Source organism: Maribacter sp. MMG018 (assembly GCF_018100785.1).
In the GTDB taxonomy this organism is placed as follows: domain Bacteria; phylum Bacteroidota; class Bacteroidia; order Flavobacteriales; family Flavobacteriaceae; genus Maribacter.
Map to the genome: position 1 here is coordinate 639,073 of NZ_JAGJEC010000002.1, position 15,346 is coordinate 654,418.

Annotated in this window: 14 protein-coding genes; 4 read left to right on the top strand and 10 right to left on the bottom strand. The window is 41.1% G+C overall.

Annotated elements, in window-relative coordinates:
* The first annotated feature begins 43 nt into the window (after positions 1 to 43).
* Complete coding sequence (locus J8L85_RS11055) at positions 44 to 1,369, top strand: dicarboxylate/amino acid:cation symporter (protein ID WP_211017227.1); 1,326 nt, start codon at positions 44 to 46, stop codon at positions 1,367 to 1,369.
* A 35-nt stretch (positions 1,370 to 1,404) separates the two neighbouring features.
* On the opposite strand, the gene J8L85_RS11060 is transcribed toward J8L85_RS11055, so the two are convergent.
* From J8L85_RS11060 to J8L85_RS11085, 6 genes are all read right to left on the bottom strand, one after another.
* The gene (locus J8L85_RS11060) at positions 1,405 to 1,812 is read right to left on the bottom strand and encodes a thiol-disulfide oxidoreductase DCC family protein (protein WP_211017228.1); all 408 of its coding nucleotides are present in this window, start codon (positions 1,810 to 1,812) and stop codon (positions 1,405 to 1,407) included.
* 104 nt (positions 1,813 to 1,916) lie between these two features.
* Entirely contained in the window at positions 1,917 to 2,279 is a 363-nt protein-coding gene (locus tag J8L85_RS11065) for a hypothetical protein (protein ID WP_211017229.1), read from the bottom strand.
* A complete protein-coding gene (locus J8L85_RS11070; protein WP_211017230.1) occupies positions 2,272 to 2,856 on the bottom strand; it encodes a hypothetical protein in 585 nt (194 codons plus the stop codon). Before J8L85_RS11070 ends, J8L85_RS11065 begins: the two co-directional genes overlap by 8 nt.
* Before the next feature lie 308 nt (positions 2,857 to 3,164).
* A complete protein-coding gene (locus J8L85_RS11075) occupies positions 3,165 to 3,659 on the bottom strand; it encodes a MepB family protein (RefSeq protein ID WP_211017231.1) in 495 nt (164 codons plus the stop codon).
* 224 nt (positions 3,660 to 3,883) lie between these two features.
* Positions 3,884 to 5,281, bottom strand: coding sequence for an alpha/beta hydrolase (locus tag J8L85_RS11080; protein WP_211017232.1), 1,398 nt, complete (start codon positions 5,279 to 5,281; stop codon positions 3,884 to 3,886).
* A gap of 191 nt (positions 5,282 to 5,472) precedes the next feature.
* On the bottom strand, positions 5,473 to 7,221 hold the full coding sequence (locus J8L85_RS11085; RefSeq protein ID WP_211017234.1) for a tetratricopeptide repeat protein: 1,749 nt from the start codon (positions 7,219 to 7,221) through the stop codon (positions 5,473 to 5,475).
* 447 nt (positions 7,222 to 7,668) lie between these two features.
* Here J8L85_RS11085 and J8L85_RS11090 point away from each other — a divergent pair, with 447 nt between their 5' ends.
* On the top strand, positions 7,669 to 9,246 hold the full coding sequence (locus J8L85_RS11090) for a thiol-activated cytolysin family protein (protein WP_211017235.1): 1,578 nt from the start codon (positions 7,669 to 7,671) through the stop codon (positions 9,244 to 9,246).
* A 133-nt stretch (positions 9,247 to 9,379) separates the two neighbouring features.
* Here the strand turns inward: J8L85_RS11090 and J8L85_RS11095 are convergent, their stop codons facing one another.
* Positions 9,380 to 11,551: a DNA mismatch repair protein MutS gene (locus tag J8L85_RS11095; RefSeq protein ID WP_211017237.1), complete on the bottom strand. Its 2,172-nt coding sequence runs from the start codon at positions 11,549 to 11,551 to the stop codon at positions 9,380 to 9,382.
* A 148-nt stretch (positions 11,552 to 11,699) separates the two neighbouring features.
* Between J8L85_RS11095 and J8L85_RS11100 the strand changes: the two genes are divergently transcribed.
* Positions 11,700 to 12,365 (top strand): uracil-DNA glycosylase, encoded by a 666-nt coding sequence (locus tag J8L85_RS11100; protein ID WP_211017240.1) that lies wholly within the window; start codon positions 11,700 to 11,702, stop codon positions 12,363 to 12,365.
* On the opposite strand, the gene J8L85_RS11105 is transcribed toward J8L85_RS11100, so the two are convergent.
* On the bottom strand, positions 12,355 to 12,789 hold the full coding sequence (locus J8L85_RS11105) for a hypothetical protein (RefSeq protein ID WP_211017241.1): 435 nt from the start codon (positions 12,787 to 12,789) through the stop codon (positions 12,355 to 12,357). The two genes, J8L85_RS11100 and J8L85_RS11105, sit on opposite strands and share 11 nt — an antisense overlap.
* Positions 12,790 to 13,191: 402 nt before the next feature.
* On the opposite strand from J8L85_RS11105, the gene J8L85_RS11110 reads away from it, so the two are divergent.
* A complete protein-coding gene (locus J8L85_RS11110) occupies positions 13,192 to 13,620 on the top strand; it encodes a response regulator (protein WP_211017244.1) in 429 nt (142 codons plus the stop codon).
* Between the two features lie 8 nt (positions 13,621 to 13,628).
* Here J8L85_RS11110 and J8L85_RS11115 read toward each other — a convergent pair whose 3' ends face one another.
* The gene (locus J8L85_RS11115; RefSeq protein WP_211017246.1) at positions 13,629 to 14,477 is read right to left on the bottom strand and encodes a substrate-binding domain-containing protein; all 849 of its coding nucleotides are present in this window, start codon (positions 14,475 to 14,477) and stop codon (positions 13,629 to 13,631) included.
* Positions 14,474 to 15,346 carry a nucleoside phosphorylase gene (locus J8L85_RS11120; protein WP_211017248.1) on the bottom strand — a complete coding sequence of 291 codons (873 nt, stop codon included), beginning with the start codon at positions 15,344 to 15,346 and terminating at the stop codon, positions 14,474 to 14,476. The genes J8L85_RS11115 and J8L85_RS11120 overlap by 4 nt, the downstream gene beginning before the upstream one ends.

Sequence of the window (15,346 nt, forward strand, 5' to 3'; positions counted from 1 at the left end):
TGTATGCTCTCAATTTGGTATATTGAGCCAAAAGAACAGTAATATGCGCAAACTAGAACTGCATTGGAAAATTCTAATAGGGATGCTTTTGGGCATTCTTTTTGGTTTTTTAATGACCCAAGTGTCTTGGGGTCGAGATTTTGTAGGGGATTGGATCAAGCCCTTGGGAAGTATCTTCGTAAAACTACTGAAACTGATCGCCATACCATTGATACTAGCTTCGCTGATCAAAGGTATTTCAGATTTAAAGGATATATCCAAATTTCGTAATATAGGTTTGCGTACCATTGCCATATACATTGGTACTACGGTCATTGCCATATCCATAGGACTTATTTTGGTAAATATTTTAAAGCCGGGTGAGGGTATATCGGATGATACGATTACCCAGCTGACCGAAGCTTACTCGAATGATAGCGGGGTGACCTCTAAATTGGAAGAGGCCTCACGACAAAAAGATAGCGGACCGCTTCAGTTTTTAGAGGACATGGTGCCCGATAATGCCTTTAGGGCCTTGGGGGATAATAGTCTAATGCTTCAGGTGATTTTCTTTACCATTTTTATGGGGATATCCATGTTGTTGATCGGGGAGGAAAGAGCCCGGCCCTTGAAAAATTTCTTTGATTCGATGAACGATGTGGTGTTGAAAATGGTGGATCTGATCATGCTTACCGCGCCGGTAGCCGTTTTTGCCCTTTTGGCCAATGTGGTGGTTTCTTCGGGTGATTCGGAGCTGTTGATCGCCCTTTTAAAATATGCAGGGGTCGTAACCATTGGCTTGTTGTTAATGATCGTGTTTTATAGCCTTTTTGTTGCCGTATTTGCGCGGTACAATCCGTGGAAATTCTTAAAAGAAATGAGTCCGGCCCAACTTTTGGCTTTTTCTACCAGTTCCAGTGCCGCAACCTTGCCGGTGACGATGGAGCGTGTAGAGGAGCATATAGGGGTAGATAAGGAGGTATCCAGTTTTGTGCTTCCCGTAGGGGCCACTATAAATATGGACGGTACCAGTCTTTATCAGGGGGTGGCAGCGGTGTTTATTGCGCAGGCCCTAAGTTTCGACTTGCCATTTTCTGCCCAGTTGACCATTGTGTTAACGGCGCTGTTGGCCTCTATCGGGTCTGCGGCCGTACCGGGGGCCGGTATGGTGATGCTGGTGATCGTTTTAGAATCTATAGGTTTTCCACAGGATAAACTGGCTATCGGACTCGCCCTTATTTTCGCGGTAGATAGACCATTGGATATGTTGCGTACCGTGGTAAACGTTACCGGTGACGCCTGTGTGTCTATGATCGTGGCCAAGTCGGTCGGAAAGTTGGGAGAACCCAAAGTGCAGAATTGGGACGACCACTACGACGAGGTAAAATAACGGAAATAACGCCACCCTTTCTTTTGGAGTGGTAACTAATCTAAAAATTTGGACTTCAGTTCGGGAGTTGGCACCATACAGGCCTCCTTTTTGCCGTACCATTTGTAGCGGTTACGGGCAACAAAATCGTATACGATATTTCGAAGACCCGTGGGAATCCACTGTAAAATCGACGATAGGGTCTTGTAGCCCTTCAATTGCTTGCCGATTTCGAGGGCGGCATCCGATTTTACGTAGTAAGCCACCCCGGGTTCTATAAGAATGATGGAATCTACCTGCGAGGTATCAATACCACGTTCCGAAGTTAGCCGTTGGCCCACCTCACTTTGCAAGGCCGCATAGCGGAAGGTATCGTTGGCGTCCCGTTTGATGATAAACTGCACGGCCCCGTTGCATAAGTTGCAGACCCCGTCGAACAAAATGATTTGTTTTGAATTTTCCACACTACAAAGATAGTATGATTAAGAATCATGGCCTAGAAGGAGATGAGGGAGGTTTTGACTATAGGTATGACAAATAATGTATGTGGTAATATTATTGTATTTAATTATTTATTTATCATTTTATAAATCCAAAATAGCATTATTATTACAATAGCCAGCAAGGAAATTGATATTATAGTAAAAGAAGTTTTTATAACGTCAAATTCAAAAAAGTCAATATTTGAGGTGGAAATTATATTATAAACCTCAGGAACTGATAAGTACCAAATTAAAAGACAAAATATAGTAGATAATATTGATTTTGCCATCAATAAATTTTTGTCTTTTTTCCAATTTTTAAGTTTTTTGGGTTGAATATTCGAAGGTCTCTCTTGTTTTAAAAATTCATTCACAGTTTTTCCTATGTGGGAAAAGAGCAATCCTTGAAAAACAAGTAAAATACTAAATGCGGTTAGATGGTCAATCATCAGTTATATCAATTTCAAATTGTTCTCTTAAAAAGTCGTAGGTGTCTTCAGGGCACTCATATATTGCTAAATATCCTCTTTTTTTGGTTAGAGGAAATAGCTGTGCATTTCTTTGGGATAAATATGTGTTTATTTCCTCTTTAATAACTCCAGATGTAATTTCCATTTCATATTTTCCACTATCATGATTAAGTAGAGCGGTACGGATGATCGACTTAATTGTATTTCTAATGAAAAGTGATATTTTAGTTCTGAATCTTGAGTTGGTATTTCTTAACAATGTTCTACTTTGGGATTGAGTAATTTGAAAAATACTAGAAATTTCATGTTCATATGGAACTCTGTTCATAAAGTAGTGGTTTAGTAGAAAGAATAAACGTTCTTGTTGTACTTCATCTGCTCTCGTAGGAAGTCCTTTTTCTTTGAACATTTTCACATATTCTATAAATGAAGCTTTTGCTAGTTTCGATAGGTGTTCTTGTAAATTATCTTCTTCCGATAAACGAAGACATTCTCGAATTACTAACTTATCATCTTCTGTTAATTCATTATCGCTGATGTTAATGGTAATATTCATAGTATTATTTTAATGGTGTCCATGTTGCAAAAGGTCTAATTTTTTCTATAAATTTAAATCTATCCACCAAATTTCTAAGTATTTTCTAATACAGTCAATAGTATAACGTGTTGGTTATCAACTATTTTTTAACAGAATATGGCGTAACCTTTGAAAATATTCCCCCATGGGTATTCTGTGGGAGATTATTATTTTATAGGGCTAGGGGAGGGAGAAACCAAAAAGCGACTTGGCCCTATTCGCGGATACGTTTGCCCCTAGATAATTTGTTATTTGTGTAGTGTTCTGTGTGGTGTTACCTATAGTGGTTATTTCAGTCCGTACAAAGCGGACACCTTTTTAAGGTCCGTTGATGTATTGACTTCATAAAAGTAGTCCAGTTGCCATTTTTGGGTACGTTCCGCCTGCTTGTTGCTTACAACATCCCATTTCGGATATACCCGAAACGCTCTTTTTCCTTCTTTCTCTGGGGTGGACATGATGCCTTTTTCGATCAGTACCGATTTCGGGAAAACAAACTGCCCTAGTCTGTTATCTTGCTGTACGTTAACGACATAAAAGTCTATTTCGTCAGCTGCTTCAAAGGGTGCAATGATTCCTCTTTCATTTCTTTTCCAAAAGGTCACAAACTGTCCCGCTTTTTTGGGTGTGGTTTTAGCCTTTCTACCCAAAATGCTGCGTCCGTTCAATTGATAATGGCAGGCCATGTATTCCTTACTTTCCGCTTCGGTTTCAAAATCGGTCATTGTAAGTGCGCATTTGTCGTATACTGCTGTTTTTATGTGATTGAGAGTACTATCCATGGTGAGCATTGATTTTAGGGGCGCGGGTATCAACTATGAAAGGAACAAATCCGTTTTATAGATACATACTACCGTTGACGAAGTTCGGGTATTTTTCTAGGAAGCCAATAAAAGAAAACCTTATTTGTGGGGAGCTGTTTAACAATGCCCACGATAATCTTAATAACATACTAATCGGTATGTTTTTGTTGTTTAATCGCCAATCGTATTGTTCTTGGCAGTATTTAGTGGGTCTGTGCTAGTATCCATTGGGTGATTTCCGCTAATGCAAGAGGAGAAAAGGTTTGTTCTATGGTGCTGTATTCGTTGGGAGAACCCGTTTCGCATTCTTGAAATAAGTGGTTCAGGTTTTCAAATTCTTTTATACTTACGTTTTTATTGCCTCCTCTTGTCAGGGCATTTTTTATGGCCGTCAAATTCTCGTCGGAAGGCACTTGCAAATCTTTTTCTCCGTTCACGGCCAAAACCGGGCACGTTACTTTCTCTAGTGCGCTTGCCGGATCATATTTTAAAAAATATAGCATCCAAGGGCTTGTAATTTGATCTACCTGCATGGCAACATACGCATCTTCCGCCGTTCTGTTTATAGTTTCCGTACTCTTTTCATTTTTAATGGCTTCGGTAATCATATGTGTCAAATCGGTTTTCAATTGTCCAACATCATCGGCCGTGGTGACCATGGTAAAAAGCGTTGTATTGGTTTCCATCGCTTTTTTAATGTCGGGTTCAGAAACCCCGTTGGCCCTTGCTATACGCTCTTGTTGAAGCAATAACAGTTGGTCGCCCGGTATTCCGGTACCTGCCAACAAGACGATAAAGGCCACGTCTTTTGAGGTAGCGGCCACCATAGGGGCAATAATACCGCCCTCGCTATGCCCAACAAGGCCCATATTGTTTTTATCGATTTCCTTTCTTGTTTTTAAATAGGCAAGGGCACTTTCTACATCGGTGGCAAAATCGGCGGAAGTGGCGGTCTTAAAATCACCGGTAGATTTCCCGACCCCTCTGTCATCATACCGTAATACGGCAATTCCGTTTTTGGTCAAATAATCGGAGATGACCAAAAAGGGCTTGTGCCCGAGTAATTCTTCGTTCCTGTTCTGTGGTCCGCTTCCGGAAATTAAGATCACCGCCGGAAAAACACCTTCTTTTTTGGGCAAGGTCAATGTGCCGGCCAAAGAAATACCTGCTTTTGTGTTTTGAAACGTTACCTCTTCCGAGTGGTAGGGATAAGGCTTTGTAGGTTCTTGGGGCCGCTTTACCATTTCTTTCTCCACTGCCTTTCTTGATAGGTTCAAAGGGTATTCTTGTCCCATTTGTTTAAAGGTGCCGACTATCCCATCTTCTTGTATGGTGCCCTGGTATTCCATTTGGATGTTATCGACCGCAAAGGTAAGGGTCGCGTCCTCGAAGGTGGTGCGGGTGACGGGAATGCCTTTGGCTCCCTGATCGGGACTGTCCATTGTTGAAGTATAGCCATTGTCGGTCTTTGTAACATTGAAAACAAGTCTTAATTCTATGCCCTGTACTTTTAAGACACCGTTCCATTGACCGGTAATGTCTTGGGCGGTTAAAGTGAACGTAGTTAAAAATATGAAAAATAGGGCTATATAGAGATTCATATAAAGTTTTAGTTTAAATATTATCACGCCCAATTTTTGTTGGCATGGGCGATTTGTTGTTTTTAAAATTACTACATTTTAAGCGTAGTGCTTGCGAAAATTCTTTTTATCCGCTTATGAATACATAGGATCCCATATGTACGGTGTTGAGTCCGGTAGTCGTAGCTTCTTGCCGATAACGACCACTCTTTTTATAACCCGTTGAGGAATCTGCTTAGGTCGGTCTCCTTGTCTAGTCCCAATTTCTTCTTTAACCGGTATTTCGATTTTAAGATGCTGTCGGGCAATACGTTCATCGTGGCCGCAATCTCTTTGGTGGTCAGGTTCATGCGTAGAAAGGCGGCCAATCGAATCTCTTTTTCGGAGACATCGGCCGATAGGGTCTTTAATTTTTGGTCAAAGTCGTTGTGCACCTCCGAAAAATAGGTCTTAAAGACCTCCCAGTCCTTGTCAGAGGCATTTTCTTTCTTTAAGAGCATTACGATACGGCGAAACTCCATTTTAAACTTCTCGGGCGAGTTTTTGATGTTCTCCAGATTTTCCATCAACTCTTGTATAAAAGTGTTTTTTTGTACCAGATGCAGGGTCTGGCTAGTAAGTTCCTTCTTTTTATAGGCAATTTCCTGTTTGTAGATCTCTTCCTGCTTTTCGCGGGCGATCCGGTTCTTTTTAATGCGTTGCCGATACCCAAACACCGAAAGCCCAAATAAGGCTAGGGCAGAGGCCATTCCCCCAGCATACAACCCCTTTCTCAAGTTGCTGATTTCCACTTCTTGGTTCAAGATTTTGATTTCCTCTTCCTGCAGTGCGATTTCGGCTTCTTTTTTTTCGGTTTGGTATTTTATCTCCAGTTCATTGATCTTGTCTGCATTCTCTTTGCTGTAGATAGAATCATGTATAACCTGATGTTTTACTCTGTAATCATAAGCTTCGTTATACCTTTTTAGGGCAGCATAGGTGTCGGACAGATTTAAATAATGCTGCTGTAAGCTTATTTTGAAATTGTACGTATTGATTAAAGAACCGGCTTTTTTAAAATGAACAAGGGCCATTTCTGGATTTTTTAATTTCAATTCGGTACGTCCCAAGTTATTATAATTAAAAAGAGTGTTGTTAAAGCTCTTGTTTTCAAGATTGAGTTTGAGAGCTTTGTTGAAAATTTCTTTGGCCCTTTGAAGACTGTCCATTTCAAACAAAGTGGTTCCTATATTGTTGTATGCATTTCCAAGCTGATGGGGCAAACCATTTTTAATATAATATTGGATATTTTCATTGAAATATTCCAAAGATTCGGGATACCGATTAAGCCATTGTAAGGCAAGGCCGATATTGGACTTAATTTTCATAAGGTTCACCGAGTCCTTATTTTCAGCAGCAATTTTTTCGGCTTTTTTGTAATAGGAGAGCGATACATCATAATTTTCAAGAGTGGTATGGTACTGACCCAAGGCAACAAAACCGGCCATTAGCTCTTTCTCGGGCGCATTGTTGCGTTCCTTGATCGCAGTAGATTTAAGTGTTAGTTTTTGGGCCTCTTCAATTTTGCCTTCATAAAATAGAATGTATGCTTCATTGTTCAATATTCGCGCATAACCTAGTGAATCGGACGCTTTAAGGTAGAATTTCTTTGCATTGTCATAGGCAATTCTTGCATCCGTATAATTGCCTTTTAAAAATAAAATAATGCCTTTGTCTTTCTGTGAAACAGCGAAGTATTTTGATTTGTTCAAAATGTTCGCAATTTTTTCTTGTTCGCTTATAAGTCCATGTACCAATAAAGAGTCTGCCCGAACAAACTTCATTATTTCACCACTGATCTTGTCGATTTTTAGACTGTCATGTAGGTTTGAGAATTGATTCAAGATACTATCTAAAGTAGCTTGCTCTTGTGCGGTGCAATTTAAAATGGCAAACAAGAAAAGGAAAAGGAGTTTTTTCATAATGTGTTTAAAAATTGGGTTACATCGGTTTCTTTATCCAGTCCCAATTTTTTTTTGATCGGTATTTGGATTTTAGGATACGGTCGGGTAATACGTTCATCGTAGAGATCCATAGGAAGATGAAGTAAATATTTTTCATAAAATGTTGATTGTTAAAGCAATATACCCATTATTTTCTTTTGTACCGAGCTGTTATCCACCCTGCAATTAGGGCTGTCCATATAAAATCTATGTTTTTTTAATGGAAATATGGTTTTTAAAAACCGGTAAGACGTTGTATTTGTTGGGTTTTATCGATTAAAAGCACCTTTTTAAAAAATGTACTGTCCATGTGTTTTTAGGGCGATGTCCATGGTAGCTGTCCATACTTTGTCCATCCCCGAAAATAGGCTCGGAGGGCATAGCAGTCTAATTTAGAGCTTGTTGAACCTTTAAAACCAAACAATTATGAAAGCAACAATGAAAAGAATAGGCATGCTGCCGTTTGTAGCGCTAACACTAATGGGTTTTGTATTTTTTTCCTGTAGTAAAGATGAAAGCGCAGGAGGCCTTGATTCTGCTAATGGAACAGCTGAAGCAGATATAAATGAAGTGGTGGCCAACCTTTCGTACAATCCCGATGAACTTTTGGGTGTAGTGGACACGGGCAGCTCCAATACGGCCCGAACTCCCGGAGAAACCGTTGATTCTCCTCCCGTTGAAGAAAATAATGTAACCACAAATTGCTCTACCACTGATTACAATCTTAAGACCAATTACGAGGAAATTGCCATTTTAAAACCCAATGCAGGGGTTATTTGGCCAGGAGCTTTGGTCAAGATAGATGCGAACTTAAGAAATGGACTTCCGACCCCCGTAGCACCCGATAGGGCTCCTTTGTCCTTTCGAGTAGACCTGCCCGGAATAGGCGAAAACGGGAATTTTACTGTTGATAATCCGGATTTTAACTCGGTGGACGCAGGAATTGATGTTGCCTTGGAATGGTGGAATGCCAATGCCTATCAAGAAGGTTATGTAAATGAAGCAAGTTCTTTTTCGGATTCCAAGACATCGTACAGCTCCAAACAAGTGAGTATGGACCTTGGCGTAAATATAGAGTGGGCATCTACTGATTTTAGTTCACAGCTCAGTTACGAAAGCACTTCGGTGAATAAAGTGGCCAATATGGTTTACAAACAGGTGTTTTATACCGTTTCCATGGGAACGCCATCCAACCCCTCGGCTGTTTTAGGAGATGATGTTTCCGCCTTGGAGATAGAATCCATGTTCAATTCAAGTGCTCCTCCAGGGTACATTAAATCTGTAAGTTATGGCAGAATCATTATGTTCAGGTTGGAAACTTCCTATCAAGCAACTGGAACCGAATTGGAAGCGGCCTTGGATTATGCTGCGGGCGAATCGAATAATATTTCTGTGGATTCAGAAGTTAAGAGCAAAGAGATCTTAGCGAGTTCCAACATTACCACCATTGTAATAGGAGGGAACGCCGAAGTTGCCTCAGAGGCCGTAAGTGCAAGGAATTTTGGTGACCTATCCCCAATTATAAAAGGGGAAAATGCTGTTTATAGTAGGGATAATCCTGGAGCTCCCATTTCGTATACCGTTCGGTTTTTAAAGGATAATACCCTTGCCAAAATGGGGTATACGGAAGATTATCAAGTGGAAGAATGCATCAGTGAAGGTAAAACCCATAGAACCGTTGATTTTATAAATGATACAGGACGCACCTTCAAATTTGCCATCTCTTACAACAATGCATTGCCGGGATCGGATGGTTCCGTAACAAAAGCCGATCTCGATGATAATCCAAGTTTATGGAAAACAAGCAATGTAAGCGGTTCTATCAAGACCATTCAGCCACCAAACGGGGCTTATGATATTACTATTTGGGTACAGGACGAAGATGGCGCCGATGTATATCAATACGATATTGGTAACAGCACCAGTGATAGTAATAGTTGTCATAGGGCAACCACAGGATTTTTAGGGTGCTGTTTAAAGATAGAACAGGTAGACTGTTTATAGGTCTTTTTATTTCAGGCAGTCGGCCGCTCAAGTGGGGTTCAACCATTTGATGCCGGCTGTTATTATCGTATACGATTTTATGTAACTGACTGAAAATAAATAATTTTAGTTAGGACGGGTAGAGGAGAGGGCATTATTTCTTGGCCTGTACCAATTCTAGTTGGTCTAGGCTTACGTTGGTAGTGAACATGCCGTAATTTACGATGGCCTTGCCCTTTTCAATACTGTCTATACTGCCCACCGCCTTGCCATCTTGCATGCGTACCCGGTCGCCCACTTTAAAGACGGGTCGGGGTTTGTTCTTTTCTTTGATGATGGCCTTTTTCTTTTCTATTTTCTTTTTTTCGCGTATGACCTTTACCTCTTTTTGTACTTCTTGGGCTACCTGTGCCTTTTTGGCGCGTTCCGCTTTCGCTTCTTTGGCGGTTTTCTTTTTACGTTTGCTGTTTTCTGTTTCTACAATGCGTAAAAGCTCGGAGATCAATGGGCGTTTCTTGTTGTTCTGAAAATACTTGTCTGCCGCAATGTTCACCTTGTTGCCCAACTGGATCATGCGCTGATCATGGTCGTATAGCTCTTGGTAGTTCTCTAGTTTGGCCTTGATCTTGGCGTTCAATTTTTCTAAACGGGCGGCCTCTTCCCGTGCTTTGGACTCTTCTTCTTGCAATCTAGAGCCTGTTTGTGCCATTTTACTGCGTTCTTTTTGCAATTTGGCAATGGTGGCATCAAAACGCACCTTGCCGCGCTCGATCTTCTTCTTGGCCTTGTTGATAAGGGAGTAGGGGATGCCGTTCTTTTGGGCCACTTCAAAGGTAAAAGAACTTCCTGCCTGTCCCAAGATCAATTGAAAGGTAGGTTCCAACGTTTTGCTGTCAAAGAGCATATTGGCATTGGTGGCATGTGGTAGTTCGTTGGCCAGTGCCTTTAAATTGGCGTAATGGGTGGTAATGACGCCATAGGAGCCCCTTTCGTAAAATACCTCTAAAAAGGCTTCTGCCAAAGCCCCGCCCAGTTCCGGGTCGCTACCCGTACCAAATTCGTCTATCAAAAATAAAGTGCGGTCGTTACAGCGCTTTAAGAATTGGTTCATATTCTTTAACCGGTAACTGTACGTGCTCAGGTGGTTTTCGATGGACTGGTTATCACCGATGTCGGTCAATATCTTATCAAAAAAGCAAACCTCGCTGCGTTCGTGAACGGGAATCAATAGTCCGCTTTGCAGCATTACCTGCAACAGGCCAATGGTCTTTAGCGTGATACTTTTTCCCCCGGCATTGGGTCCCGAGATAACGATAATGCGGTTTTCGTTGTGTAGTTCTATTGTCTGCGGGTATGTTTTCTCTCCCTTTCTTTTGTTGCTTAAAAATAGCAAAGGGTGGTAAGCATCTCGCAGATAAAGGCGCTGTTCTGGGTTTAATTTAGGCTTTAAGGCGTTAATATCTTGTGCGTATCTGGCTTTTGCGGCCGTAACGTCTATTTGGCTTAAATAAGACTGATAATCGCTTAGAAGAGCTCTAAATGGCCTGATTTGATCCGTTAGTTGGTTTAAGATTCGCTGTATTTCCTCTTTCTCTTCAAATTCGAGATTATTCAGCTCCCTACTGTATTTTAACGCGGCTTCCGGTTCTATGTAAACAATACTTCCGGTCTTGGAGGTGCCCATTACCGCTCCCTTTATTTTTTTTCGGTACATGGCCTTTACCGCCAACACCCTTCTGTTTTCCACTACAGACTCCCTAATGTCGTCCAGATAGTCCGAAGATTGGTAGCTGGCCAGTGCCGCACCGAAGCTCTGGCTTATCTTGCCCCGTACCTGGTTCATTTGACGGCGGATGTTGAACAGGCTGTCGGAAGCATTGTCCTTGACCTCCCCAAAACGGTCGATCACATTATTGATCAATACGGGGATTTCCTTGTTCAGTTCCAGCTCCAGCGCAAATTCATGCAGCAAAGGGTAGTATTCCTTGAATTTTTTAAAGAATTTCTGATGGGTGGCCACCGTATCACAAATACTGGCGATGCGTTTAAAGCCTTGAAGCTCTAATGTGGTGTTTTCTATTTTTAACAACTTCAGTTCTCCGCTGATACTGTCGAAAACATGGCCGGGGATTTTATTGTCGCTGATCAACGATGAAAGATATTCCGACGTTTTGCCCAGTGACAGCTCCATTTCTTCTTTATCGGGCAAGGGCATTATTTCCAACGCAGCCTGTTTTCCCAGATCTGTTTTGCATCTATCGGCTACCTGTTGTAAAACGGTAGGGAATTCTAAATCTTGAAGTGTTTTGGAATGTATCTTGGCCACAATATTATTTAATGGGAGGCAAAGGTAGTTATTGGGATCGAAAAGTAAAATTTACGGATGGCCGTAATCCCTTTTTGTTTCTTTGATCATAAAGAACCGGGTGTACTTTACGTGGTAAAATGCATAAGTTTGTCAAAAAATTATAAAAATGCCCGTTGATATTCACCCTAGTTGGAAAGATAGATTACGACCAGAGTTTGAGAAGTCTTATTTTGTTGGACTTACGGAGTTTGTTAAAAATGAATACGCCCAACATACCTGTTATCCAAAAGGGAGCGATATCTTTTCGGCGTTTGACCATTGTCCGTTCGATAACACCAAAGTGGTCATCATTGGCCAAGACCCTTATCACGGTCCTGATCAGGCGAACGGACTCTGTTTTTCGGTAAAGGACGGCATTCCCCATCCGCCATCGTTGATCAATATCTTTAAAGAGATAGAGACCGATATAGGGGTGCCCTACCCAAAGAGCGGCAACTTGGAAAGATGGGCCGATCAAGGGGTATTGTTGTTGAACGCCACGCTTACGGTACGTGCACACCAGGCTGGAAGTCACCAAAAAAAAGGTTGGGAGACCTTTACCGATGCCGTGATAAAAACAATTTCGAACGAAAAGAAAGGGGTTGTATTCTTGTTATGGGGCGGTTTTGCCAAGAAGAAAGCGGCCTTGATAGACAAGAACAAGCACCATATACTAACCTCGGGACACCCATCTCCCTTAAGTGCCAATAGGGGCTATTGGTTCGGTAACAAGCATTTTAGCAAGGCCAACGAAATTTTGGTCCGTAATGGCGAATCTCCCATTAATTGGTGAGATCTATGTCTGCAATAGCATGGGTACTTGCCTTTTGCGGTTTTGGGGGTAATGGTTGTATAAAAGGTTTTACCCGCATATACTCTCGCCATCTATACTGTTCCAGTACTTGCCCCATTTCAGTGGTCTCTTTGCTAGAGAGGTTTTTGAGCAAGGTGTATTTGGCGGCTTCAGAAAGGCTGTCATCTTCTTCAATGGCCTTTTTTTTCACCAAATAGCGCGCAACGGTTTGCCTGAATTCCAACGCTTGGTCGGTACCCATCACCAAATAAGGCTGGTACTCGGCCGTAATATCAATGGCCTTGGAGCGTATTTTGTAATCGATCTTAAGCGCGTACAAGGTCTGTGCGCTGGTAGTGGAAAATATACAGGTAAATATGAGAAATAAAAATACTTTAAAAAATGGTATCTGTTTGAAATTCATGTTTTTAAAATCTTTTTATTAAACAATAAGATTATATGCAAAACATCACTCTAAATTAAAAAATGAAAGCCTTATTTGTCAAGTGTAATTTTCTTAAAAAATCTTAAGAAATTATTTTGGGGCCCACGCAGTTGATGCAATCGACGATTGGTTCGGTCATTTACCGAGACCTGGACAAATTAAATTATAGAGTGTCTAATCTTTTTTTTTAATCACTGTTGGTCTTGCATTCCTGCTTATTTACAGGGGTATGGCTGGGTATGTGTGATTATTTTTCAGGAAGGATAAAAAAAAATGATATGCAGGGCAATAAATGGGTTGGTAGGGTAGTTTTCTAGTTAGTGTTTTCGTTACAATTAGTAAGAAAATACTGAAACTAACAATAAAGTAAAAACTACTAACATGAAAAAATTTGATCACTTAAGCTCTATCTTGTTGATAGACGATGATGAAGCAAGTAACTTTCTTCACTCCATTTTTATTAATAAACTAGGTTTGGACATCGAGATAAACTCGGCTCTTAACGGACAAGAGGGGGTAGATTTTATTCTAGATAAAGGTCTTGAAAAACTGTCGTTGCCCTGTATGGTAATGTTGGATTTGCGTATGCCGGTAAAAGACGGTTGGGAGTTTATGAAAATGTACGAGGAGCAAGTGCCTCAAAAACTAAAAGATCAAATAGTTGTTGTTTTGGTTACCATAAGCGATAACCAAGAAGACAAAGATAAGGCCATTGCCAATCCATATATTGTAGATTTTGCGCAAAAACCACTATCTGACAGCACTTTCAGAAAATTGATCAACAAGCATTTTGCTTTAGAATTGGTTTAAGACCGCATTCATTGGAAAAGAAAAACATCTGGAGCTAGCCTTTTTTCTATAAGGTTCAGTTTTAGAAGCGTTTCCTGTACTTTTTCCAACGTTTCGACCGGAAGCTGTTTTTGGCTCCATGTGGTCAGGCACATCCATTCTTGAATATCCTCGAGTTTTTGTTGGTACCTATTGGCCAACGTTTTATCTATGCTAGGTATGTTCTTGAACTCGGTGGTGTACAAATTAATTACTTCTACAATATGCCGTACAAGGTTTTTATGGGTCTCTAGAAACGTATTGGTGCCCACGAGCATAAAGCATGGCCAAGGGGTAGGGCAATCTCCCAGTCTTCTAAAAACGCCTTTGTCCACTATTGGTTTGGTGGTAAAATGCTCCCACATAAAATAGTCCGCATCACCATTTGTCAATCCTTTTACGGCACCGTCCAAATTATTAATGACCTCAAATTGCAATTCATTGGGGTTCCACCCTTTGTTCTGAGCTTGTACAAAGGCCATTAAGTGACTTCCACTACCATATCGGCTAATAGCCACCTTCTTGTTTTCTAGGTCGTCCAATGTCTTAAAATCGCTATAGGCGGATACATGTACGCCCCATAAGAGGGGAGAGGCAATGTACTCTTGAACTATTTTGGTCGCATTTCCTTCCGTGATGCTCTTTACGATGCCCTCTGTTAGTATAATGGCAAGGTCCGTTTCTTCGTCCTCCAACATTTGGCACATTTTTCCGGTGCCTTCCGGAATATCCGTCCACTGTAGGTCGATACCCCTTTGTTCAAAAGCGCCTTCCTCGATGGCCAAGTGCCAAGGAAGGTTAAAGTGTTCGGGGACACCGATAATTTTTACCGATTTCAATTGGATGTAAGTTTTTGAAGTGTGAATTTAATAAGTTCTTCTACCGGTTCAGAAGGGTTTTCCGAAAACGTGCCTGCCACCCTGTTTGCCAATATACAATTAAGCGATATTGCTTGGTGGCCCAAGAGTTTAGAGAGGGCGTATATGCCCGATGTCTCCATTTCCAAATTGGTTATTTGGTGTTTGTTGTGTTCGAAACTGGACAGTACATTGGTAAAATCGGGGATGGAGGGGGAGAGTCGTAAGCTTCTTCCCTGAGGCCCGTAAAAGCCTGTATTAGTGGCTGTGAATCCTAATCGTATACGATTATCGTCAAACTTTTTTGCCAATTCCTCGTCAAAATCTATGATATAGGGCCTTGCTTTTTTTGAAGACCATTGCGAATGGGCGATAAATGCATCTTCCATTTCTTGGTATTGATCGTAATCGCTTTCGTAGAAATGTAGCAGCCCGTCAAAACCCATGGCATATTTACTTAAAACCCAAGAATTGATAGGAATATCAGCTTGTATGGCTCCAGAGGTTCCTATACGGACAATCTGTAATCGTATACGATTTTTTTTAAGGGTTTTGCTTGCGAAATCGATGTTTACAAGAGCGTCCAGTTCGTTGAGTACAATATCTATATTGTCTGTTCCGATACCTGTAGAGATTACACTGATGCGTTTTCCGTTCAATTGGCCCGTGTGCGTCAAAAATTCACGTTTTCCTTTTTTCAATTCGATGGAATCGAAGTGTTTGGAGACTTCTTTTACGCGCTCGGGATCGCCTACCGTGATCACGGTATGTGCAATGTCTTGTGGTAATAAGTTTAAGTGATAAATGCTTCCGTCGGCATTTGTGACAAGCTCAGAAGGCCTTAACGACAT